We start from the raw sequence: 19,574 nt of genomic DNA on the forward strand, positions 1-19,574 counted from the left end.
CTAGTTCTGTTCGGCTGCGGCCGGGTCGAGCGCGGAATACGGCCGCAACACACCCTCCGCGAAGCGGGTGGGTACGAACACCTGCGGCAGCTGCACGACGTCCATTCCGGGGTACATGCCGGCGACCGTCTCCCGGTGCGGGTTGCACTGCGGGGTGAACATGTTGAGGCGGTGGAAGAACAGCGGGTCACCGTTGTGGTCCACGCACCACCAGTGGTCGATGACGTTGCGCCCCGCCCCCGGTTGACGGTTCAGCAGTTCGACGGGGGCGGTGTGCATGAGAGCGGCGATGGCGGGATTCACGGCGTGGCTCCGGCCTTGTCGTGTTCGGCGATCACGAGCGGTCTCATTCGTCGTCGTCGGGGTATCGGGGGCGGATGCGTGGCTGTTCGCGGGCGGCTTCCCCGACGACTCGCAGCCAGACACCGGGGAACGCCTGGGGCCATTCGGTGTTCTCGTCGCGTTTGCCGCGCCACACCCTGACGTTGACGGGGTCGGTGCCTTCGGGGATGGACTGGAGAAGCTGGTCGACTGCTTCGTCGAACATTTCGTACAGGCGTTCGACCCGCGGCCAGATGCCTGTGGGGATGCGGTCGCGTCCGTTCTCCCACCGCTGGTAGGTGGAGAGGGCGACGCCGAGCAGGGTTGCCATGTCCTGCATGTTCTTGATGTCGATCCCAAGGTGTGCGCGCAGTACTCGCATTTCGGCGCCGCGCCCGTACTCGTATCCCTGATCCGTCATTGTGTGGCCCCTCTCGCCATGCCATCCCGGGGTGGGGTGGCGGGGACCATGGTGGCACGGAGTCCAGTGCGACCACGGGGTGAGGGAGTGGCGTGTGACGGTCACGTGCGGTCCTCCCGCTCTGGCTGCCACAGGACGGCGATGCCCGGCCCGCAGGCGCGCATGACGGTCTTGCTGGCGTAGAAGCTCGGCCCGTTTGTCCAGTAGCCGATGGCACCGCACACCCATGTGCGAACCAGTCCATGCCCGGTGCGGATCACCGATCCCACGGGCAGTGCGTCAAGTTCCTCGGCGCTCCCGATCGCCCGGGGCTCGCTGGGCAGAGTCCATCCGAGTTCGATCAGATGCTCGGCCAGTGCACGCGCCTGCCGTTGGTCGGCGGGTGTGCGCTTCCGGATCTGGCGGGACAGGGCGCGGGTCATCTGCTCGCGGTCGTCATCTGTGGTCACGACCGCACCTCCCGCCACTCCATGCGGGCCCGCTGCTCGATGATTTTCCCGCCCGGATGGAACCGGTCACGGTTCTTGATCGCCTTCGCCAGGTCATCCCCGGCGAGCGCGCTCACATACCCGTCGTCGACGAAGTAGACAACGTGGTCGCGGGCGCGCACGGGTTCGCCCTGCCCGAGTGGGGGACACTGCGCTGCCTCCAGTGCCTCAGAGGCGTCTATGGCATGGCAGTGCGGGCACATCCGGTACTGACGAGGTGTGGACTGCGGGTTGTTGTGCCACTGCCAGTCGTGCTGGTTGCTGGCCCTACATGGGAGCTGGCCAGTCTTGTCACCGTCGCCGGGTTCGCCGACCATCCGATGCGCAGGGAACGCGCTCATCACTTGCCTCTCTTCTTGGTCACCCGGACCTCGAAACGGTCACCGTTCGGCATCCGGTAGATCAGGCTCTGACCCCACTGGCCGACGATGTGGAACCCGTTGTCCGCGAGCGTCTGCCGGACGTCATCCAAGGCGTCTGCCGCAGTGAAGGGTTCGGCGGTCACGGCTGCACCTCCCGGACGGCCGAATGCGCCTGTGCGATCAGCTGCTCCACCTCGGCCGCCGACTCCAGGCATTGCCGCTTCTCGCCGCCCTCCAGCAGGATTTGAGCCTTCGCGTGGTGGCCGTACGCCTGAGTTATTGGCTCGACCAGCACGACCGAGCTTGCCGACACCCAGAACGATTCGTACGGGGCCGTCGGCATCGTGAGTTTGATCAGGTCGCTCACGGCTGCACCTCCCGGACCTCGCCGAGCACGTACTCAACGTTGCCGTAGCGCTTGCGGTCCGCAATGGCCGCGTCCTGCCATGCCCCCGCGTCACTCTCGGCGGGCTCGCGCTCGCCCCAGATCGACCCGACAGGGCGGTAGTCGAAATCGCCGGGCTCGCTCCGGTGGGGACGCTTCTCCAGGACGACATACCCGATCGGGGGACGCTGCGCCGCCTCCAACTCCGCGATCCGGGTGCGTGCTTCGGCGAGCTTCTCCAGCGCCTCGAACACATACCCCGGGTCGATGACCAGGGTCCGGCCCTCCGCGTCCGCCTCACGAGCAGAGGTCTTGAGGAACGACAGCTCTGGGTTCGGCTCAGACATTGGTCTCTCCGTCCTCGGGGAGTGGGGACCACGCCAGCACGTGATGGAACAGCGCTTCACCGAGCCGGGTATTCGATGCGAAGTCTCGCGCCTCTTCGGCGGACTCGACCGGCACGACGCCCCATTCCGGATCCGCGCGCCACCCGTACTCCAGGCCGACAACCTCACTGTGGGGGACGACCAGGAACTGCTCGACGATCATGTCCGCCACATGCTCGGCGTGCTCGCCCTCGTGCATGAACTCCACACCGGGGCAACCAGTGCAGCCGATGCTGACACGGCCGGTGAGCTGATGGCCGGAGATGACGCGGGCGAGCTGGTCTCGGGTGGCGGTCATTCGGTGGCTCCTGCGAGATGTGTGCGGACCAGTGCGGCTACCGCCCTGCGGGCCGCATGCGCCACTGGACGTTTGTTGTGGAAGTAGTTGCCGCCGTGAGGCTTCATGCATCCCCAACCGATGAGGGCACCGCAGTGTGGGCAGGGCACTGCGAAGTCGCTAACGAGGTCGATCATTCGGTGTCTCCGTCCTCGGTCGGGACGTACAGGACTGTGACGCCAGCACCACGGCAGTCGGCCAACAGTTCGGCGCTGGTCTGGGGTCGGCCGGTGGGCTTCAGCCACAACGCGGGATAGTTCGACCGGCCGTAGCCGGGGCACGCCTGGTGCGCGACGCCATAGCCGCGGACCACAGACCCGATCGGCAGGGTGTCCAGTTCGGCGGGGTCAGTGATCACCCGGGCGGGTGGACGCCAGCCCAACTCGATCACGGCGTCCGCGAAAGCCCCCGCGTGCCCGGTGTGGATGTCGTCCAACTGTCGTGCGCGAGCAGTGTCGTACAGGTGTCGCGCGAGGCGATGGCGGGCGTGCAGTGGGTGTCGGTCAGCCATTGGCGCTCACCCCTGCGCTGGTGCGTCACCGGGCAGGTAGACGGTGACCATCGGGCGGCCGGGCGGCTCGCATGCGCACTCGACTTCGCCGCAGTTCATGCACTCGCCGCAGTCTGCGCACGGGTCGCGGCCCTCGTCGGCATCCAGGTGTATCCAGAACAGTTCGGCGACACTGAAGCGGGCGCGGCCGTGGCGGTCGACGGTGGCGAGCACGGCGTGGTCGGCGCCGACGTAGGTGGCGGTCGTCAGGCCGGGTTCGCTGCGTTGAATGCCGAAGTCGGCCGGGGTGATCGAGTCGGTGACGCCGTGCCGCTGCGCGAAGGCGCAGGCTTCGGCGAGTGCACCCTGGAGCGGTGTCTTCTGGTCACGGGCGCGGTCGGTCACGGCTTCACCTCGTGCAGCTCGTAGACGCGGAACTGTGTATCGGGGTCTTCGGGTCCGCACTCGGCGAGGAACAGCTGCGCCTCGCCGAGTGCGGTGGCGGGGTATGTGCGGGCGCGGTCGCCTAGGATGCCGACCTCGTCCTCATCGAGGGCGAGGAATGTCCGACCGCCGTGCTGCCAGCCGACGACGTACCCGAGTGGGGGACGCTGCGCCGCCTGCAGCTCGGCAACACGCTGCTCGGCCTCGATCGTGCGCTGGTCGGCTTGCATGCGATCCGTGTGGAGCTGGCCGCGCTCGGCCTCCAGCTCGGCGGCGCGGGCACGCAGCTCGCGCAGCTCGATGGCCATGCGGCGCGGAATGTCGGGGGCGTACGACACCCATGGGTCTTCGGCGATCTGGCGCAGCTCCTCATCGGTCGGGCGGCCGGTGATCTGGTCGGGCATGGGGCTCCTTCGGGTGGATAGGCTGAAGCCGCCAGACCCCGGCGGTGGGTCTGGCGGCCGGTGGTTTGGGGGTCAGGCCGCGACGTTGTGGACGTACGCCAGGTACCACGGGGACACGCGCAGGTCGATGTGCTCGGTGTGGTCGACGCTGTCCAGGTTGGAGAGGACGCCGAGGAGGTCGGCGAGGTGGTCACCGCAGCGGCTCTCGTCGGTGCGGCCGTCCTTGCGGTCGGCCCATTCGACGGCGGTAGCGGCAGTGCGTCCGCATTCCTCGCACTTGGTGCCCCGGAAGAAGTCGCCGTCCTCGATGTGCAGGACCAGGGAGCGGTCCTCGGCGCGGGCGGTGAGGTCAGGGTCCTCGAACACTTCGAGGACGCGGCGGCGGGTGTCGGTGTCGGTGCGGGCGTAGAGGGTGGTGCTCATGGCCGGTTCCTTCCGGTGGGTGACGGTTTATCCGTCTGACATGAGAGACATTACACACGCTCACCCCAATAGTCAAGTGGTGAGACGAGCATGAACCAACGGGGCGCAATACACACACCAACCCCGCTAGTGATGGTCAGAGCGAGTTCACAACAGGACCGTCAGCGACAGCGTCATGACCGTCATGAACGTCACCCACGACGCCGCCAACGCCAGCGCAGACCGATACGACGACAACGGCCGCGGCGCCGCCCGATGTCGCCCCGCACCCCGACGATGACGCGACACCGGATGCGTACCCACGAACACAACGCACGAGATCTCAGACATCGGCCACCGCCGGCACGTCACGAGATGTGTCGGCGCATCCGCATTCAGCGCGGGTGTCCGATAGGGGTTTGCCGTCGATGGCGTCTTGGATCTCCTGCATGGTGACGTCGCCGAGATCCCGGCCGCAGCCGGAGCACATGCGTTTGATGACCCCTGTACGTGAGCCGTCCGGGTTGGTACGGATCGGGGTGTATGGGCGTCCGGTCGGGGCGGTCTGGTCAGGCACGATTCACCACCTCCTGTCGGGGCACAGGCAGCCGGGGCAGTGGAGTTCGCGGCCGGGCTGCCACCTCTGGTCGTCCTCGAGGCGGTAGCCGTTCGGGAGGATCACCTCGTGGCCGGTGCGGTTGATGAGCGTCCGGCCCTGCGCGATCGCGGTTTCTAACCGCCAGGTGTCGGAGGGATGGAACGCCTGGCCGATGATGCAGTCCGTGCAGCCGCAGCCTTCGGGGTCGATCGCGAACGCATTGCCCGTGAACTCGGTTTCGGTTCTCAGGCCGTCGCGGTAGCCGTCAGTCACGGTCGCCTCCCGGCCTTCGCGCATACTCCGTTTTGAGGGCGGTCTGATCAGGCATGGTTGCTCGCTTTCTGGGTGGCCATCTCGGTGTAGGACTCGTGCAGCGGCGGCCATCCGTCGCCTGGGGAGAGGGCGGCGGGGTCGAGGCGACCGGACGCGACCGCCAGCCGGACACCGAGATGCTCGACACCGGCGACTGCGAGCCAGCCCGCGCAGGCTTCCTCGCGGCCCTCAGGGCTCTTGTGGCAGGCGAACATCGGGGCACTGAAGTCCGCCTCCCGCCCGGGACCGCCCGCGGTGCAGGAGAGCGCTTCGAACCGCTCGGCGGGGAACTGGCCGGGGGCAACGTCGGTGCGCCACGGGCATTCCGCGCAGGGATAGCGGCGGTGCGGCAGCGTTGAGCTCACGGCTGCACCTCCTTAAAACCCTCGGGGAACTTGGCGTCCAACTTGCGGGCGTCCTCGATCCAGGCGATCGAGTCGGCAACCCGAACGGCGTCATGCGTGAACCGCCGCCACACAAGCGACCCATCGGGCAGCCCACGGAACAGAGCATCGAAGGGGATGCCGTACACCGAGTTCCAGGTACGGGGCGTCGCCTCCGAACGGGGGACGACAAGGGCACGGGACAGCAGGCTGTCGACTACCGCGGCGATGCCCTCGCTTCCACGGATGGTCACCTCGTTGTTGCCGACCTCGACGTGTTCACCGCGGGCGTCGACCAACGCGGCACCCAACAGTTCGGCGACGGTTTCTCGGGTGTCGGTCATCCCAGGGATTTCCATTCGAGTTCGGTGATGCGGTTGGCCTGGATGTCGGCGGGCACCGGCATTTCATAGAAGGCGTTGCAGGTGCCGCACTTCGCGGTTCGGGTGAGGTAGACGGGGAACCCTTTCCGGTTCCTGTCCTGGGCGTAGTCGATGTCCTCGTGGGGGATGCGGGTGATCCGGTTGCAGCACGGGCTGCCGGTGAAGGCGGTGAATCCGGAGTGGAACACCTGCCGGACCACGACCACGCTGCGGCGGAGTTGCGACGGCTGGTAGGGCTGGCCGAGCGGGATGCGGTCCGGGTCGGGGTCCAGGCGTGTGGCGGCGTCTTTCAGGAGTTCGTTCGCGCGCTGATGGATGAGTCGGATGAGGTGTTCAGGGATGTCGGCGCAGTCTTCGTGGTCGAACACCTCGCTGTATTCGATGTCGGCGGTGAGGTGTTCGTTGACGAGGGTGCTGGCGATCTGGTCGATGTCGGCTTGTTGCACGGGTCGTGTCCTTACGTGGCGGGGGGGCGGGGTGAGGCGGCCGGGATCAAGTCCCAGTAATGCCATTGAGCGCGAGCAGAATTCGGTTCATATTGAGACCGCCGCCGACCACGCCAGTACGAACCAGACGAGCGCACCGGCGGCAATAATCAGGACGACGTTGCCGATTTCGCGCAGCAACCGCCGGGTACCTCGGGAGATGTGGGGCAGATGCATCGCTCTATCCCCGCGATCCGGCGATGACAAGTGCGACGATCCCGGCCGCGCCGAGACCGCCGAGCGCGACGATCGCGATCAGGGCGCTCACCGTTTGGCAGCTTTCAGCTCGTGCGCCTTGTCGCGTGCCCAGCGGCCCTCTTGCTTGCGTTGCTTCTGAGCCTGCGCGCGGGATTCGGCGGCGGCGCGGTTCGAGGCGGCCGACTGCTCGTCACGCAGGGCGCTCGGTGCCCGGCCCGCCAGCACGTCATTGAAGTGCTGTTCGGACTGGAATCCGAACGCGCGAGCGATCAAATCGAGGTGGGTTGTACTCATGCGATCGCCGCCTTGTATCGCCTCATGGTGTCGTGCGGGATCAGGGTGCATACCGTGAGATCGGCGGGGAGATTGTGGATGTAGTGCTGTGGCGGCTTGTGAGGGTGGGACATTGGTCCGGTCCTTGTCCGGTTGGTGACGGCGTTGTCCGTCGGAGATGGTGAGCGCGGCCCGCGCAGGGAGGGGCGGACCGCGCGCGGGGTTATTCGGCGGGACCTCCGTCCTGTGGCGTCCATTCGCCGGTGAAGCCCGGCCCGGATTTGCGGCGCATGAGGATGCCGAGCTTCCCTCGGGTTTCGCCCTGGGACAGGAACCGTTCGGCGGTCTCGGTCGCGATCGGCAGCGTGAGGCCGTTGTGCGCGTATCTGATCCCGAACTCGATACGGGTGAAGGGGGATTCGGGCGTCGGTGTCTCCTGGTCGTGAGATTCTTCGTCTATCTCGATGCCGTCTTCCGGATCGCTGTAGTACGAGCCGAACCACTGGCCGGGCGACGCCCATGCCCGCATCCGATAGGTACCGGGTTCGGGTGGAATCCCGTACACGTCCGGTTCGCCCGCAAATTCCCGGATGATGTGGTCGAGGTGGCAGCGCGGTTCCGGCCAGTGGTGGGGATCAGGGGCGGTATCGGCGGGCGCGCAGGTGTCGGGGTGGTCCAGTGTGTAGTCCAGCAGCGGCTTGCCGTCCTCCTCACCGTCGAACCCGACGGTGAGGGTGTGCCATTCGCCATAGGTCGTGTTGGACATCGGGTCTCCCGGTCAGTCGGGGGCGACGGCGGCGTACTCGTCGTCCAGGCGGCGGGCCTCCCGCCGGTACAGGGCGGCGATGGTGTGGGCCTTGGTGATCAGCGGGGAGAGCGCGGTCAGTTCGGCACGCATCTCGTCCAGGTCGAACGGCATCCGCACCGGCGACTTCTCGTACCATTCCTCGTGCCCGTACGGGGTTTCCGGCAGGTTGACGCCGAGGCTGCGGTAGGCGGAGAGGGTGTCGGCCACCTTGGTCCAGAAGTCGGCGGTGCCGTTCGCAGTCCCGACAGCCTCGGCCAGCGCCGCGAGCATCTGCCCTTCCTCCTCGAGGTCCACGGACTCACCCGATTTGAGGGGTTCGCCGATGGGGGCGGCGGATTCGATGTGCGCCTGCGCCTGGCTGAGCACATGCTGTTGTTCGTCGGTGGGGGTGATGACGTGTTCGGCGGCTTCGAACTCGTCGGTGAAGCGGACGTTGCCGACGATCTCGAATCGACCGTCCGGGTGGCGAACGACCCAGTTGTTCAGCCAGACGCGTTCTTGTCCGCCGTTGATGGTGAAGATGTAGAGGGCGGGCACTCCGGCGTTGGGGTCGTCGGCTCGCCACAGGTTCGGCGGTACCCAGTCCCAGATCTCGGTGTCGGGGGTGTTCTGGAGTGCTTCGACTTCGAGGCCGTCGGAGCGGCGGCGGTAGCGGGCGGGCGTGGAGGTAGGCATGTCCGGTTCCTTCCGGGTGGTGACGGGTGTGTCCGTCGGGGTGGTGCGCAGCCGCTGGTGTGCGGCTGCGCGGGGCGAGCAGGCTAGACGGCCCAGGGGAAGGCGTAGAAGGGCAGGTTGTCGGGATCGGCCGCGGGTGCCCAGACGGCGGGGAGGGCGGCGGGGTCGAGCGCGAGGAGAAGCATGAATCCGGGGTGTGGGGCGGTGGCGGGCGCGTACCCGGCGTCGCGCGGCGCGTCGGAGCCGAGCGCGCAGATCGCGACCTGGAGCGCGACGGTCTCGTTCAGGTCCGGGGTGAGCGTCGTGGGGTCGAGGCCGTCGATGATCGCGGTGGTGTTGTGGTTGAACATGTTCCGGGTCCTTCCGGGTGGTGACGGCTATTCCGTCAGTCCCAGGGGCCGCCTGGGTGGGGCGGCCCCGGGGGGTTGGTCAGGCGGCGGTTTCGAGGGCGGACGCCTCGGCGTACCCGCAGTAGGTGACCCATTCGCCGGTCTGGGTGTCGCGGAGGGTGGTGCAGTCCTCGACGTGTCCGCAGGTGGGGGTGGGGTCGGTGGTGAGGGTGGCTGCCATGTTCCGGTTCCTTCCGGGTGGTGACGGTGTAGTCCGTCTGCACCTCCAACTATACGGGTGACTGTGTGTAGAGTCAATAGGTTTGCGTGGGACCGGCCACCACGGACCGAAGCATCGGCGGCCGGCGGATTGCCTACGCCTCCGGCTTGTCGAGGTCGGCGGCTTTGCGGTGCGCGCGGATCTCCTGGTACGGCACGGTGCCGTCATGGCCTGCCATGAAACGGCTTTCGACGGTGACGGTTTTCGCGTTGGCTCGGACTACCCGGTACCAGTCGCCGCGGACTTTGACGGCGTCGCCCTTCTTGACGTCGGCTTTCGTCAGCCCCAGTGTTTCGCCGTCAGCGATCTGCTGCGCCCGCACAGCTTTCCAATGCTCGATGTCGTCGGCGCGCTGAGCCATCCGCGCGATCACCTTCTCGCGGTACTCACCCGAGGCGGGCGCGTGGATGGTCACGTACGGCGGGCGTCCCCGTTCGCCTCCGTCCAGGATGCGTTGGTCGCCGCGCTGTTCGGCTTCGAGCTTGTCGATACGGTTTGCGACGGTGACGGGGTTGTGCCGGTGCGCGGTGGTGCGCGACGCGGCGTCCGCGCGCTGGGCCGCCAAGTTGGCTTCGCGGTCCGCTGCGACGGATCGACTGGCCGCCTCTTGCGCCTTCTCGATGCTGCGGCGGTGCCGGTGCTCGGAGTGATGTCCGATCTTGATCGGCTCTCCCATCGGGGGCACGCGGTACGCGGCCCGCCTGCTCGCCTCATGGGCGGCGGTGGCCTTCGCCGCGCGGCGGTCGGCTTTCGCGTTGAGGGCGTCGACGCGGTCCTCCTGCCGTTCGGCACGGGCCGCTTCGGCTTCGGCGGCCGGGCGGTGGCTGCGGTCGATGGACAGTTCGACATCGAACCCCGCGGCGCGCAACGCTTTCGCGGCGGCGTCGATGTAGTAGTCCTTCGGCTGCCGGTCCCGCGACGAAACGATGTACCACTGTTGGATGCTGCGGCCCCATTTCCAGTTGGGCCACAGGGCTTTCATGACTTCGTAGCTGCCGTCTCCGCGCACGGTGCCGTCGAGCACGGTTCCGGTTTCGGCGGTGTGGGTGATAGTGAGGCTCATGGTGTCCCGGTCTCCTCCGGTAGGTGACGGTGCAGTCCGTCGAGGGGGTGGTTGGTTGTTGGGGTGGCTGTCGCACGCGGGAACATCGTTGGCCCTCCGCACGCCGCCCCGGCCAGGGCGGTGGGTCAGGCGGGGCTGTCGCCCTGGAGCCGCGCGAGCAGGGCGCGCAGGTCACCCCAGGTGATGCCGGTGGTGAAATGGCCGGGGATTGCGTTGCGGGTGGCGATGACCACCCAATCGTCGTCCGTCCGATTCGTGTACGCGGCGACGGTGTGCGCGAGACGCTGCACGGGGTCGTCGTTGAACTCGGGCAGGCGGGCGGCGATGTTGTAGCGGTCGAACATGGTGCGTTCCTTCGGGGTTGTAGGCCGGTGCGGGGTGTCCCGGCCGGGGTGGTGGGTCAGGCGGCGGCGTCGGCCGTCGGCGTGCGGGGCGGTTAGAACAGTCGGGCTGTCTGCCGAGACAGCGTGAACAGATAGAACGTCTTGTGCCCTGTGGTCCTCCCGTGGTTGTAGTCCCACGGGCCGTCTGGATAGCCGTGGTCATCGGCGCGGACGGTGGGGCCTTTCTCGCCGCAGGTACGGCACTGCAAGAACACGAACGTCACGTTCTCGTCCGGGCCGATCCCGTCTGGCAGCGTGATTTCAGTGGTTTCCATAGCGGGCTTTCCTGTCCGATTCGAGTTGTTGTCAGGCGCGGCGGTCGTCGGTGGTCCACGCCATGAGCGTTTGGGTGTTGTCGAGCAGGCGGCGGGCCTGCGCGTAGCGCTGTCCGGTCGGCACCTGGCCGAGGGCGAGTGCTTCCGCCTGCTGCGCAATGGCATTCGCCAGCGACCGGTACATGGTGTCGTTGCTGTCCATTGGGTCCTCCGTCAACTGATCCGGTGCCGGGTGCCGTTTGTGTCGGTGATGTAGACGCCTCCGGATTTGTAATCGCCGGTCGCGGCGAGGATGTCGGCGTACTGGGTGGCGCGGTTGCTGTTGGCGAACCGGGCGGTGGCAGCGGGGTCGGTCTTGCCGGGCAGGATTTCGGCGGTGACCTGGATAGGGAAGTCGTTCATCGTGAGTTCCTTGCAGGTGTTTGTTGCTGTCCATCTGGGATGCGCTTTTCGGGATGGGGCAGGGGGCCGCCCGACCTCCCATCGAGGCCGGGCGGCGGAGTAGGTCAGAACGGCGGCTCGTCGCCGTGCACGCGCAGGCCGGTGTCTACGGCGAGGACGTGGGCGAGGCGGGCGCGGGCGTTGTTCCATCGCCACGCGATTTCGGCGGCGATGATGTCGGCGGGATCGGGACCGGCGGCTTCAGCGCGCTCGGCCGCGGCGTCGAGTGCGGCGCCGATCGCCTCGCAGGCGTAGCAGTCGTACAGCTCGGTCTGGTGCGCGGTGGCGTCGTGCATCAGCGGGGGAAGAGGGCGGTGGGTGGTGATGAGCGAAAGCGGTGCGGGCATGAGGGGTTTCTCCTGGGAGGGGCGGCGGGCCGGGGCGGTGCGCCCCGGCCGGTGGGCAGGTCAGGCGGCGACCAGGTGGGCGGTCCGGGTGTAGGCGGCGAGACCATCGCGGATCACGGGCTCGGTCGCGGTGTAGGCGGCGACCTGGCGGGGGCGGCCGTTGACGACCTTCCACACCTGGACGGGTTCGCGGCCCTCGTAGGTGTTGAGGTAGGCCCGCTTGATCGCCTTGCCCGCCTGAGAGGCGTAGCGGCGGATCAGCTCGGCGTCGGCGCCCAGCTCGGCGAGGGCCTGGGAGACGGTGACGAACTCGCCGCGCTCGAGGAGGCTGGTCATCCAGAACCCGTTGAGGCGGCGGAGGGCGCGGACGAGGCGGGCGGCCTGGGCGGCGGAAATGCGGGTGCGGATGATGTGGGCGGTGGCGATGCGGGTGGCGCGGGCGCGGGTGTAGGTGGTGCGGATCATGCCGGTCTCCTCCGGTTGGTGACGGTTCCTCCGTCTGACACCATCAACTATACGGGTGAATGTGTGCATAGTCAAGTGCCATTCGGGATGATCCACTCGAATTCCCGTCAGGGTCTGAGGATCTGGTCAGCCTCGCGCCCACCACAGTGGGCGCGAGGCAAACGACTAGGCGACCGAGACGCCGTATGGGGCATCGCCTTTGCAGGCGTTGACGCTGAGGAAGAACCGCTGGTCGAAGTAGTCGGTGGTGATGTCGCTGTTGTCGTGGTTGTAGGCGTTGGCCAGCGCTTTCAGTGCCTGCCCGAGGGTGCGCAGGGGCTCGCTGGGCCAGTCCTCGGCCTTGCCGGTGCCGTAGCGGTCTTCCTGCACCCATCCCCACTCGTCGGGAACGTTGCTGATGGTGATGTTGATCGACCCGTGATGCGACGTGGTGACACTGAACTTGAGGTCGGCGGGGGCGTCGCCGATGGGGTCGTGAAGCTTCACGCTGCCATCGCCTGAGACCTTCTTTGCCACCTTCCGGATGGTCTTGATCTCCTCACGGATAGCCTTCGTGATCACCGAGGTTGCGCAGAAGCGGGGCACCTCGTCGTACTTCGCGCCGTACCAGGTCGGATCGATGTAATTGGCCTTCGCCTCTGCGTGCTGCTTCTCCACGAGCCGAGTGAGCATCGCCTGTGCCGCCTGCCGCTCATTCTCGGGAGTGCGAGGGTGCGCGATGAGGGCTTCGAGCAGGTCGAGCTTGCTTTTGCGGGCGGTGGCAGCCATAGCCGGTCCTTCCGGTTGGTGACGGTTCTCCGTCTGACACCACCAACTATACGGGTGAATGTGTGTATAGTCAACCGCTAGTCGAGGTCATCTAGACCAGGCAGAAACGGCCGCTCCTGCCGCAACCGCTCCCGACACGGTCTGCACAGACGATCGGCCGGAACCGGCGACGACGGATCGAACGGGGCACGACACGTCGACACCCGGCACTCCATCAACACCGTCAAATCGCTCGGTCTCGTCTTATACCGCTGAGGAATCCGACCCCGACGCCCAGCAACCGGACCGCGACCCCTACCCACGGCCCGGACCGCCGGCGGTTACAGCCCCGCAAAAATCGGAGAATTTTCCCTGGTCGTACATTCCGGCCGAACCCGCCACTATCCGGCTCAACAGCCCGGTAGACGCCCTGACAGCAACCATGCGGCACCGATCACTGGTCGACCACCTCCGCATCGATCGGCGCCTCCCCGTCCAACGCCGCCGCAAACGCGTTCTTCAAGTCGACCAGCGCGCCGGGATCGCCGGCGAACTGCACCACCGTGTTCGCCTGGTCCAACCCCATCAACCGCATGATCCGAGCCGCCGCCCGGTCCGCCACCACAGCCCCAGCCTTCCATTTGTCCAGGTCGTCCTTCTTCTCCCCCTGCTCCATCATCGCGAAACCGCGCCGATACATCTCCGAGAACTTCAAGAACAGCTCCGGCCGCAGCTGTTCGGCCCCCTCCGCCGCCGTCCGCTCCAGGACCGCCTTCACCGCCATCCGCGCCCCGGACTCGCTGGCATACCCCTCATCCAGCGCGATCTGCGTATATGACTTCCCCGCCACAAAAGCAGCCAGACACCGCTGCTGACGCGCCATCGCCAACACCGTCACACCCCGACGCCCCCGCTTAGGCACCGTGACCACCCCTTTCCAACCCGACCGCAAACCGCCCGGCCGCAGAGATCTCTATGGGATCGGGTGTTTCTGGCGTGTTGGGGGATGGGGCGGAAGTTGTGGGGGGGAGGGGGTAGTCGGGGGTGGGGCAGTCGGGGTGGTGGAGTTCCCACTGGTAGGCGGTGAACTTGGCTCCGCATTCGGGGCAGGTCATGCGGTAGTCACTGGTGTGTGGGGTGTCGGGCGTGATCACGGTGCCACCGCTTCGGCCGCAACACCGTCAGGGCCGAGCGTGATCCGCACGTCCTTGAGCAGCATGGCCAGCGCGGTCCCATCCAACGAGCCGGCGGGAATCTCGCGCTCGCGCTGGTCCACCAGCACCCCGCCGCGGTGCCCGACTTTGCCCAGCCGGACCGTAGCAAGGTTGTTGTCCAGGATGGACCAGCTGTCAGGTTTGGTCATGGTTTCCTCCGGATCTCGACCACTTCCACCGTGGTGAAGAACTCGGCGGGGTGGTCGTCGCCGTAGACCCTGGTCGGGATGGTCTCGTTCAGGCCGCGGATGAGGTCGGCGGTGGAGGTGGTCGCTGTGTGGTCGTCCACCCCCGCGTAGAGGTGCCAGCGGCCGTCCTGGGTGCGTGATCCGACGCTGTAGCCCAGGAGTTCACCGGGCGAGGCGATCTGCGCGTTGGGCTCGCGGCTCTGGTAGAAGCGGCGCGTTATCTCGGCTTTCAGCTCGGCGAGTTTGCCGGCGCCGAATTCAACGCCGGTCGATGTCGTCCACCAGCCGTTGTCGTCTGTGCACTCGTCGCGGTCGATGCCATGGAGGAGTTCGTCCACCCAGCTCAGATCCAGTTCGCGTTCGGTCATGGTCTGGGCTCCTCGATGACGGTGAGTCCGCGGGCGCCGTTGCAGGGGTTGGCTGGATGGTCACCGCAGGGTGCGTCGACTGGCTCGGCGTGGAAGCCGTACAGATCGACCGGGCATGTGTGGAGTCCGGCCTGCGCGCCATCGGAATGGACCCAGTCGCCACCTGCCTTCGGGCTCTGGTGGATTGCGCCGTCACAGTGCTTGCAGGTCGTCTGCTTTTCCTGCGCGGCGGGCTCGGTGCGCCATTTAGTGAATGCGTCGTCACGCTCCGCTTGGTCGCTCTCGTGGCAGCACGGGTGCGCGTCTGCCCACCACTGTTCGGCTGCAAGGTATCCCGCCTCGAAGGCGTCGCGGACCACCTGCTGCGCCTTGACCTCTTCGAGGGCGTCAGCGAGGTCCGCGATCAACTGCTCACGCATCGACCTGTCTTCGATATGCGCCACCTGGCGGCGTGCGTCCTTGATCAGCTGGTCGATGCCCGATCGGCGGTCACCATCCTGGCTTTCAGAGCGTTCGTACGTCTCAGCGAAGATGTCCGGCTTGCACGGGTAGAAACCTCGGCTGTCGCGGATGATCCACTCACCGGTCTCCAGCGTCAGCCATGCCTCGTTCGCCTGTACCCAGAGCTGCAAACCCTGCGGCGCGGCGGCGACGATCTCGTGCCCGTCGTCGCGGTTGCCGGTCCAGGCGTAGAGGTCTGGGTAGTTGTCGCCTGTCCACTGCATTGCCTCGATCGTGACTGGCCTTTTGCGGTACCGCTGTGCGGTTGGTGTGCTGCCCATGGCCGGAAGCTACGAGCCAGGGGTGCAGCGGAATCGGCCGTGATCCACGCATTCCGCGGGCACGTACCGCATAGGCTCTGCGGCAGGTCGGGGCATCACACAGGAGGGTATGAGTTGGCAGGTACGACGACGCTTCACTACGGCGGCACGACACACGAGCTGGATCATGAACTGGCCGAGCTGTTCATCGCGAAGGTCGAGAGGGTCTTCGAGTCCGACAACGGCATCGCGTTCGTCGAGGCCACGTTGAAGGATGGCGGCAAAATCCAGGTGGCGGTTTCGAAATCCATCCCGCTCGCCATCGAGTGGAAGCCCAAGAAGGGCGCGTCGTTCGTCTGACGGATGGCACAGGACAACTACGGCCAGCCGGTGAAGGGTGGCCGTAGCTGTGTCGCCTCTAGCACAGAGCGTTTCGCTCGTCTGGTGGTCTCAGTTCTTCGCCTGCCTTGACCAGCATGTTGCGGACATTGGCCTCCGAGTAGCCGAGGTGCTCGCTGATCTGGCGCAGCCCTGCGCCTTGGATGTACATGAGGGCGGCGATTTCCTGCGAGACCTTGGCGCGTCTCTGGTCGCGGCTTCGTTCTCCGGCGAGCGCGTTGCGGATCGCGGTGGTGCTGCGGTTGTACTGGTCGGCCAGCTGCTGGATTGATGCGCCTGTCCGGTAGTCGGCGCGCATGGTTGCCTTGTCCTGCTCGGTGAACGGTGGCATCCCCAGGATCACGTGTTTCGGGTTGACGCAGTGGTGGAAGTCGGGGCCGTGGCGGCGGTCGGTGCACGTCATTCCGGTGATGTGCATCGGGGCGTCCAACGCTGGGAGCATCCCGGCCTGGTAGAGGGTGAGCCGCAACGGCGAGATTAGGACGTTCGAGTCGCTCAGCCGCATTTTGAGGTTGGTGCCGGAAGGTAGGTCCAGCCGCCACCCCCAGCAGGTGCCTTTGTAGCGTCGGGTGATCGACTGCGCCAGCTGCCGCCAGTGGGCTCGGGTGGGTTCGAAATCGCTGAGGGACGGTGCGGAGCGGGTCATGGCAGCCCGATGCAGGTCCGCGATAGGCCGGTCACGCCGGCGACGCCGCGTAGGGCGTGCCACATCTCGCCGTTGTAGTCGATGAGGTGCGCGCCGCAGGCCGGGCACAAGCGCCGAAAATCCTGGCCTTCCAGATGCTGTCTCAGCGCCGCCATGAATTGCGGCGGTTGGCCAGCGCCATACACGTAGGGCTCACCGAGCCACACCGGAATGCTGTCCTCGCTCGCCGGGCCTGGCCCCTGCACCTCACCGCCGACAGCGAAGCGCCGGGGGTAGGGCGGCCACAGCCGATCAGCCAGGCGGGCGAACCAGTGGGAGAACTGACCGGCCCAGCCCGCCAACCACTTATGCATCGTCGCCCTGCCCTGTCCATGGCAGGTGCAGGCCGTTCTCGTGTGAGGATTCGAGGGAACGCGGCCCGGCGATGCTGCGGGCCGGGGTTGGGGGCTGCCACATCGTGAACAGGTTGCGCATCGCGTCGGCGTAGTCGGTGCCGGTGGCGATGGCGATCCTGCCCATTTCGGTCGTGAGGGTGTACCCACGGCGGATCGGGCGCGGCCTTGCGAGGAAGGCGGCGTTCTCGCCGTATTCGGCGAAGTAATCCAGGTCCGCTCTCCGGAGTTCCTTCGACGCGTAGACGATGACACCGCCGTCCGGGTTGGGTAAGCCGAGGATCACGAAGTCCGGGCGCTGGCTGGCATCGGGGCCGGGGATGGCGAGTTCGTCAGACACCGGTGTCGTCCTCTCCTTTCCATTCGGTGGCGGCGAGGATGGCCAGGGCGAGCGCGCGGGCCTCGGGATGGGTCCACTTGCTGACTTCGTCGTGCAGGTAGATGCCGACGGTGGGGATGTCGGAGTCGTCCCGGTTGATCGGCGCTGTGGGGGTAATGGATGCTTTCGTGTCGCGCCAGTCAGCGTTGATTTCCCAGCTGGGTTCGCCGCTGCTGCGCCAGCTGGTGGGGGCGGGGAGGAGTGCCGACGACGACGCGGCGATTTCGATGGGAACCTGAAGCGCGCCGGGTGCGGGTGCGGTGGCGCGCAGTGCCTCGCGCTTGTCCAGAGGGACGTGCTGGAGCTTGCCGACGAGATGAGCAGGCACCGTGATCCCTGGTGTGCCCGTGGCGGTTCCGAAGTTGAGTGCTCGTTCGACCTTGCCGAGGACGCGGCGCATGATGCGTGCGAGCCGTTCCGTTTCGGGTTCGGATTTCAGGGAGACGGTCTCTTCTTCGCGCACGTCGAGTTCGGCGCCGTCGGATCGGACGTAGATGCGGATGAGGGTCATGACTGTCCTTCCGGATTGGCGAGCTGGCAACCAGGCTGGCCGTACACGGTGATCTCCACGGGCGTGGATGGGGTGGTCATTGGGTGCGGTCTTTCGCGATACGGCGGATACCGGCGAGCACCGAGTAGGAGACGCTGCGGACCGCCGGCGGTTTCGGTGGGGGCTGGTATTCGCCGCGGTTGATTCCTTGCTGGATCTGCCATTCCACGAGGTCGTCTATCCAGTCAGCCACGGTCCACCGTCTTCCATTGCGGATGCAGTGTTGGGTTGCTGCTGAACCGGGCGCGGGCCGCGGCGGCTTCCCGGCCGACGACCAGTTCGGTGGGCGCGTTGTGGCAGAGCTGGACCACGGCCTGGTCGATGTCGTGGTTCCAGGTCACCGACAGGGTCGGTTTGCAGGGGCAGTCAGCACCCGCGGTGTGTTCCGGTATAGCCGGTGAGGGGCGGCTGCTCGTGCTTCCATTCGCCGGACCATTCGTCTCGGGCGTGGGCTTGCATCGCGCTCTCATCCCAGTCCGGGTGTGTCCAGGTGCAGCCGGGCACCATGCACCGAACCTGGGGGCCGATCCAGGGTTCCTGCCGGAAGTGCACGCCGAGTTCGTCGTCGTCGCGTCGGAGGAGATAGGTCTTCGCGGGCATGGTTCAGCCCTCCTCGGTGGTGAAGCGGCGCGCGATTCGTTCGGGTACGCGGAACACCTCGAGCAGTCCGGCGATGGCCACGGCGAGCAGCAGCCACAGCGGCCACGGCACGAGACCGGCGGTGGTCATGCCGACGGCGATTGCGAGGAGGAGGCGGCTCATCGCAGCGGACCGCCTTCGAAGCTCTTGCCGCGGGCGGCTTCCCACCCGGCTCTGAACGCCTTGTGCGTTTCGGTGAGGGCGTGCTCGCTGACGCCGAATGCCGTGCGGTAATCGCACCATTCGCACGCGATTAGGTCTTCCTCCGTCATTTCGGGGTCTTGTCTGGTGTCAGGCATGGGTGTGCTCCTGGAGGTTGAAGAGGGTGAGTTCGTTGACGGGGCCGGGGTCGGCCAGCTGTTGCAACGTCAGCTGGACCAGCGCGCCGAGGTTGCGCGTGTTCTCCGGGTAGGTGCGCCACCAGGTTGTTGCCTGGGCTCGCACGTCGGCGGGGAGTGATTCGCACCAGCGGTGCAGCCGCGTGTAGCTGATGCGGGCCTCACGCAGTAGTTCGCCTTCGCGGAACATGATCGGCGTACCGGTGGGGCGGATGTCGTCCGGCGCGGCCCAGGCGATTGGGATCCAGTCGTGCCATTGGCCTTCGATGGCGGTGCGGGTGCACTGGTAGTGCAACAGCACGGCGCCAGCCGTGGTGAACTCGCCGCCGCCACCGCCCAGGTGGCCGTAACGCAGGGAGGCGATGCCGTGCTCTGGGCTGGAGATGCAGGCCCCAATGTACTGGGGAATGCGGCGCAGTAGGGCGCGCTCGGTGGCGGTGAATTCGCCGCCGGGGTGAGTCGGCGCGGTCACGGGTGGTGGTCCCGCCCGGAACACAGCGTCCGCGACATCGGGGGGCGGCATCTCGTCTGACCGGCACGTCGAGCACAGCTTGCGTGAGGAGGCATGAGGGGCGTCGACGTACAGGCTGCACTCGGTGCAGCGGGCCGGTACCTCGATCACGTCAGGATCGGGACACAGTTCGTCCATGGCCTTCACCGGAAGATCAGCCATGCGAGCCACGCGAAGGCCGCGAGAGTGGACATCGAGACGATGCCGTCGACCACGGCGTTGCCAGTGGAGGGGATCGTCTCGCATTCTTCGGCGAGGTTCATGCTGGTCCTTCGGGGTAGTAGACACGGTTCGCATTCAGGAG

47 protein-coding genes are annotated in these 19,574 nt (G+C 66.8%); 1 reads left to right on the forward strand and 46 read right to left on the reverse strand.

What is annotated here, in order from left to right:
- From ACL03I_RS32490 to ACL03I_RS32660, 36 genes are all read right to left on the reverse strand, one after another.
- Entirely contained in the window at positions 1-303 is a 303-nt protein-coding gene (locus tag ACL03I_RS32490; RefSeq protein ID WP_412807794.1) for a hypothetical protein, read from the reverse strand.
- A gap of 43 nt (positions 304-346) precedes the next feature.
- Positions 347-742 (reverse strand): helix-turn-helix domain-containing protein, encoded by a 396-nt coding sequence (locus tag ACL03I_RS32495; RefSeq protein WP_412807795.1) that lies wholly within the window; start codon positions 740-742, stop codon positions 347-349.
- Positions 743-843: 101 nt separating this feature from the next.
- Positions 844-1,191, reverse strand: a complete 348-nt coding sequence (locus tag ACL03I_RS32500) for a hypothetical protein (protein ID WP_412807796.1) — start codon at positions 1,189-1,191, stop codon at positions 844-846.
- A complete protein-coding gene (locus ACL03I_RS32505; protein ID WP_412807797.1) occupies positions 1,188-1,571 on the reverse strand; it encodes a hypothetical protein in 384 nt (127 codons plus the stop codon). The genes ACL03I_RS32500 and ACL03I_RS32505 overlap by 4 nt, the downstream gene beginning before the upstream one ends.
- On the reverse strand, positions 1,571-1,735 hold the full coding sequence (locus tag ACL03I_RS32510; RefSeq protein ID WP_412807798.1) for a hypothetical protein: 165 nt from the start codon (positions 1,733-1,735) through the stop codon (positions 1,571-1,573). Before ACL03I_RS32510 ends, ACL03I_RS32505 begins: the two co-directional genes overlap by 1 nt.
- Positions 1,732-1,959, reverse strand: coding sequence for a hypothetical protein (locus ACL03I_RS32515; protein WP_412807799.1), 228 nt, complete (start codon positions 1,957-1,959; stop codon positions 1,732-1,734). The genes ACL03I_RS32510 and ACL03I_RS32515 overlap by 4 nt, the downstream gene beginning before the upstream one ends.
- Complete coding sequence (locus tag ACL03I_RS32520; protein ID WP_412807800.1) at positions 1,956-2,324, reverse strand: hypothetical protein; 369 nt, start codon at positions 2,322-2,324, stop codon at positions 1,956-1,958. The genes ACL03I_RS32515 and ACL03I_RS32520 overlap by 4 nt, the downstream gene beginning before the upstream one ends.
- On the reverse strand, positions 2,317-2,661 hold the full coding sequence (locus tag ACL03I_RS32525; RefSeq protein ID WP_412807801.1) for a hypothetical protein: 345 nt from the start codon (positions 2,659-2,661) through the stop codon (positions 2,317-2,319). Before ACL03I_RS32525 ends, ACL03I_RS32520 begins: the two co-directional genes overlap by 8 nt.
- Positions 2,658-2,837 (reverse strand): zinc finger domain-containing protein, encoded by a 180-nt coding sequence (locus ACL03I_RS39580; protein ID WP_459561394.1) that lies wholly within the window; start codon positions 2,835-2,837, stop codon positions 2,658-2,660. Before ACL03I_RS39580 ends, ACL03I_RS32525 begins: the two co-directional genes overlap by 4 nt.
- Positions 2,834-3,211, reverse strand: a complete 378-nt coding sequence (locus ACL03I_RS32530) for a hypothetical protein (protein ID WP_412807802.1) — start codon at positions 3,209-3,211, stop codon at positions 2,834-2,836. The genes ACL03I_RS39580 and ACL03I_RS32530 overlap by 4 nt, the downstream gene beginning before the upstream one ends.
- A gap of 6 nt (positions 3,212-3,217) precedes the next feature.
- On the reverse strand, positions 3,218-3,595 hold the full coding sequence (locus ACL03I_RS32535) for a hypothetical protein (RefSeq protein ID WP_412807803.1): 378 nt from the start codon (positions 3,593-3,595) through the stop codon (positions 3,218-3,220).
- Entirely contained in the window at positions 3,592-4,038 is a 447-nt protein-coding gene (locus tag ACL03I_RS32540; RefSeq protein WP_412807804.1) for a hypothetical protein, read from the reverse strand. The genes ACL03I_RS32535 and ACL03I_RS32540 overlap by 4 nt, the downstream gene beginning before the upstream one ends.
- Positions 4,039-4,110: 72 nt before the next feature.
- Positions 4,111-4,461, reverse strand: coding sequence for a hypothetical protein (locus ACL03I_RS32545; protein ID WP_412807805.1), 351 nt, complete (start codon positions 4,459-4,461; stop codon positions 4,111-4,113).
- Between the two features lie 322 nt (positions 4,462-4,783).
- Positions 4,784-5,017, reverse strand: a complete 234-nt coding sequence (locus tag ACL03I_RS32550; RefSeq protein ID WP_412807806.1) for a hypothetical protein — start codon at positions 5,015-5,017, stop codon at positions 4,784-4,786.
- Positions 5,018-5,020: 3 nt separating this feature from the next.
- Entirely contained in the window at positions 5,021-5,311 is a 291-nt protein-coding gene (locus ACL03I_RS32555) for a hypothetical protein (RefSeq protein WP_412807807.1), read from the reverse strand.
- Between the two features lie 47 nt (positions 5,312-5,358).
- Positions 5,359-5,715, reverse strand: coding sequence for a DUF6283 family protein (locus ACL03I_RS32560; RefSeq protein WP_412807808.1), 357 nt, complete (start codon positions 5,713-5,715; stop codon positions 5,359-5,361).
- Positions 5,712-6,077, reverse strand: a complete 366-nt coding sequence (locus ACL03I_RS32565) for a hypothetical protein (protein ID WP_412807809.1) — start codon at positions 6,075-6,077, stop codon at positions 5,712-5,714. The genes ACL03I_RS32560 and ACL03I_RS32565 overlap by 4 nt, the downstream gene beginning before the upstream one ends.
- Positions 6,074-6,562, reverse strand: a complete 489-nt coding sequence (locus ACL03I_RS32570; RefSeq protein ID WP_412807810.1) for a hypothetical protein — start codon at positions 6,560-6,562, stop codon at positions 6,074-6,076. The genes ACL03I_RS32565 and ACL03I_RS32570 overlap by 4 nt, the downstream gene beginning before the upstream one ends.
- An 87-nt stretch (positions 6,563-6,649) precedes the next feature.
- The gene (locus ACL03I_RS32575; RefSeq protein WP_412807811.1) at positions 6,650-6,778 is read right to left on the reverse strand and encodes a hypothetical protein; all 129 of its coding nucleotides are present in this window, start codon (positions 6,776-6,778) and stop codon (positions 6,650-6,652) included.
- A gap of 87 nt (positions 6,779-6,865) precedes the next feature.
- The gene (locus ACL03I_RS32580) at positions 6,866-7,093 is read right to left on the reverse strand and encodes a hypothetical protein (RefSeq protein WP_412807812.1); all 228 of its coding nucleotides are present in this window, start codon (positions 7,091-7,093) and stop codon (positions 6,866-6,868) included.
- 202 nt (positions 7,094-7,295) lie between these two features.
- Entirely contained in the window at positions 7,296-7,838 is a 543-nt protein-coding gene (locus ACL03I_RS32585; RefSeq protein WP_412807813.1) for a hypothetical protein, read from the reverse strand.
- Positions 7,839-7,850: 12 nt separating this feature from the next.
- Positions 7,851-8,555: a hypothetical protein gene (locus tag ACL03I_RS32590; RefSeq protein ID WP_412807814.1), complete on the reverse strand. Its 705-nt coding sequence runs from the start codon at positions 8,553-8,555 to the stop codon at positions 7,851-7,853.
- A gap of 83 nt (positions 8,556-8,638) precedes the next feature.
- Positions 8,639-8,905: a hypothetical protein gene (locus ACL03I_RS32595; RefSeq protein WP_280185422.1), complete on the reverse strand. Its 267-nt coding sequence runs from the start codon at positions 8,903-8,905 to the stop codon at positions 8,639-8,641.
- A gap of 79 nt (positions 8,906-8,984) precedes the next feature.
- Entirely contained in the window at positions 8,985-9,125 is a 141-nt protein-coding gene (locus ACL03I_RS32600) for an RNA-binding protein (protein ID WP_280185421.1), read from the reverse strand.
- A 133-nt stretch (positions 9,126-9,258) separates the two neighbouring features.
- Positions 9,259-10,227 carry a DUF3560 domain-containing protein gene (locus ACL03I_RS32605; RefSeq protein WP_412807815.1) on the reverse strand — a complete coding sequence of 323 codons (969 nt, stop codon included), beginning with the start codon at positions 10,225-10,227 and terminating at the stop codon, positions 9,259-9,261.
- 125 nt (positions 10,228-10,352) lie between these two features.
- Entirely contained in the window at positions 10,353-10,571 is a 219-nt protein-coding gene (locus ACL03I_RS32610; protein WP_280412308.1) for a hypothetical protein, read from the reverse strand.
- A 92-nt stretch (positions 10,572-10,663) separates the two neighbouring features.
- Positions 10,664-10,885: a hypothetical protein gene (locus tag ACL03I_RS32615; protein ID WP_412807816.1), complete on the reverse strand. Its 222-nt coding sequence runs from the start codon at positions 10,883-10,885 to the stop codon at positions 10,664-10,666.
- 31 nt (positions 10,886-10,916) lie between these two features.
- On the reverse strand, positions 10,917-11,087 hold the full coding sequence (locus ACL03I_RS32620) for a hypothetical protein (RefSeq protein ID WP_412807817.1): 171 nt from the start codon (positions 11,085-11,087) through the stop codon (positions 10,917-10,919).
- A gap of 11 nt (positions 11,088-11,098) precedes the next feature.
- Complete coding sequence (locus ACL03I_RS32625; protein ID WP_412807818.1) at positions 11,099-11,287, reverse strand: hypothetical protein; 189 nt, start codon at positions 11,285-11,287, stop codon at positions 11,099-11,101.
- Positions 11,288-11,391: 104 nt separating this feature from the next.
- The gene (locus ACL03I_RS32630) at positions 11,392-11,673 is read right to left on the reverse strand and encodes a hypothetical protein (RefSeq protein ID WP_412807819.1); all 282 of its coding nucleotides are present in this window, start codon (positions 11,671-11,673) and stop codon (positions 11,392-11,394) included.
- A gap of 60 nt (positions 11,674-11,733) precedes the next feature.
- A complete protein-coding gene (locus ACL03I_RS32635; RefSeq protein ID WP_412807820.1) occupies positions 11,734-12,138 on the reverse strand; it encodes a hypothetical protein in 405 nt (134 codons plus the stop codon).
- A gap of 165 nt (positions 12,139-12,303) precedes the next feature.
- Entirely contained in the window at positions 12,304-12,906 is a 603-nt protein-coding gene (locus ACL03I_RS32640) for a hypothetical protein (RefSeq protein WP_412807821.1), read from the reverse strand.
- 433 nt (positions 12,907-13,339) lie between these two features.
- The gene (locus ACL03I_RS32645) at positions 13,340-13,735 is read right to left on the reverse strand and encodes a hypothetical protein (RefSeq protein ID WP_412807822.1); all 396 of its coding nucleotides are present in this window, start codon (positions 13,733-13,735) and stop codon (positions 13,340-13,342) included.
- 300 nt (positions 13,736-14,035) lie between these two features.
- Complete coding sequence (locus tag ACL03I_RS32650; protein ID WP_412807823.1) at positions 14,036-14,248, reverse strand: hypothetical protein; 213 nt, start codon at positions 14,246-14,248, stop codon at positions 14,036-14,038.
- The gene (locus ACL03I_RS32655) at positions 14,245-14,655 is read right to left on the reverse strand and encodes a hypothetical protein (protein WP_412807824.1); all 411 of its coding nucleotides are present in this window, start codon (positions 14,653-14,655) and stop codon (positions 14,245-14,247) included. The genes ACL03I_RS32650 and ACL03I_RS32655 overlap by 4 nt, the downstream gene beginning before the upstream one ends.
- Positions 14,652-15,437 (reverse strand): hypothetical protein, encoded by a 786-nt coding sequence (locus ACL03I_RS32660; RefSeq protein ID WP_412807825.1) that lies wholly within the window; start codon positions 15,435-15,437, stop codon positions 14,652-14,654. Before ACL03I_RS32660 ends, ACL03I_RS32655 begins: the two co-directional genes overlap by 4 nt.
- Before the next feature lie 114 nt (positions 15,438-15,551).
- Between ACL03I_RS32660 and ACL03I_RS32665 the strand changes: the two genes are divergently transcribed.
- Positions 15,552-15,776, forward strand: coding sequence for a hypothetical protein (locus ACL03I_RS32665; RefSeq protein WP_412807826.1), 225 nt, complete (start codon positions 15,552-15,554; stop codon positions 15,774-15,776).
- Between the two features lie 58 nt (positions 15,777-15,834).
- On the opposite strand, the gene ACL03I_RS32670 is transcribed toward ACL03I_RS32665, so the two are convergent.
- From ACL03I_RS32670 to ACL03I_RS32715, 10 genes are all read right to left on the reverse strand, one after another.
- Positions 15,835-16,461 (reverse strand): hypothetical protein, encoded by a 627-nt coding sequence (locus ACL03I_RS32670; RefSeq protein WP_412807827.1) that lies wholly within the window; start codon positions 16,459-16,461, stop codon positions 15,835-15,837.
- Positions 16,458-16,814 (reverse strand): hypothetical protein, encoded by a 357-nt coding sequence (locus tag ACL03I_RS32675; RefSeq protein WP_412807828.1) that lies wholly within the window; start codon positions 16,812-16,814, stop codon positions 16,458-16,460. Before ACL03I_RS32675 ends, ACL03I_RS32670 begins: the two co-directional genes overlap by 4 nt.
- On the reverse strand, positions 16,807-17,193 hold the full coding sequence (locus tag ACL03I_RS32680; protein ID WP_412807829.1) for a hypothetical protein: 387 nt from the start codon (positions 17,191-17,193) through the stop codon (positions 16,807-16,809). The genes ACL03I_RS32675 and ACL03I_RS32680 overlap by 8 nt, the downstream gene beginning before the upstream one ends.
- Complete coding sequence (locus ACL03I_RS32685; RefSeq protein WP_412807830.1) at positions 17,186-17,743, reverse strand: hypothetical protein; 558 nt, start codon at positions 17,741-17,743, stop codon at positions 17,186-17,188. Before ACL03I_RS32685 ends, ACL03I_RS32680 begins: the two co-directional genes overlap by 8 nt.
- A 76-nt stretch (positions 17,744-17,819) precedes the next feature.
- A complete protein-coding gene (locus ACL03I_RS32690) occupies positions 17,820-17,975 on the reverse strand; it encodes a hypothetical protein (protein WP_412807831.1) in 156 nt (51 codons plus the stop codon).
- Complete coding sequence (locus tag ACL03I_RS32695) at positions 17,968-18,123, reverse strand: hypothetical protein (RefSeq protein WP_412807832.1); 156 nt, start codon at positions 18,121-18,123, stop codon at positions 17,968-17,970. Before ACL03I_RS32695 ends, ACL03I_RS32690 begins: the two co-directional genes overlap by 8 nt.
- A gap of 25 nt (positions 18,124-18,148) precedes the next feature.
- Positions 18,149-18,382, reverse strand: a complete 234-nt coding sequence (locus tag ACL03I_RS32700) for a hypothetical protein (RefSeq protein ID WP_412807833.1) — start codon at positions 18,380-18,382, stop codon at positions 18,149-18,151.
- Between the two features lie 3 nt (positions 18,383-18,385).
- Entirely contained in the window at positions 18,386-18,544 is a 159-nt protein-coding gene (locus ACL03I_RS32705) for a hypothetical protein (protein ID WP_412807834.1), read from the reverse strand.
- Positions 18,541-18,720, reverse strand: a complete 180-nt coding sequence (locus ACL03I_RS32710) for a hypothetical protein (protein ID WP_412807835.1) — start codon at positions 18,718-18,720, stop codon at positions 18,541-18,543. The genes ACL03I_RS32705 and ACL03I_RS32710 overlap by 4 nt, the downstream gene beginning before the upstream one ends.
- Positions 18,713-19,432: a hypothetical protein gene (locus tag ACL03I_RS32715; RefSeq protein ID WP_412807836.1), complete on the reverse strand. Its 720-nt coding sequence runs from the start codon at positions 19,430-19,432 to the stop codon at positions 18,713-18,715. Before ACL03I_RS32715 ends, ACL03I_RS32710 begins: the two co-directional genes overlap by 8 nt.
- Between the last annotated feature and the right edge of the window lie 142 nt (positions 19,433-19,574).

Origin of the sequence: Nocardia sichangensis, from assembly GCF_047200615.1 — a bacterium.
Taxonomy (GTDB): domain Bacteria; phylum Actinomycetota; class Actinomycetes; order Mycobacteriales; family Mycobacteriaceae; genus Nocardia; species Nocardia sichangensis.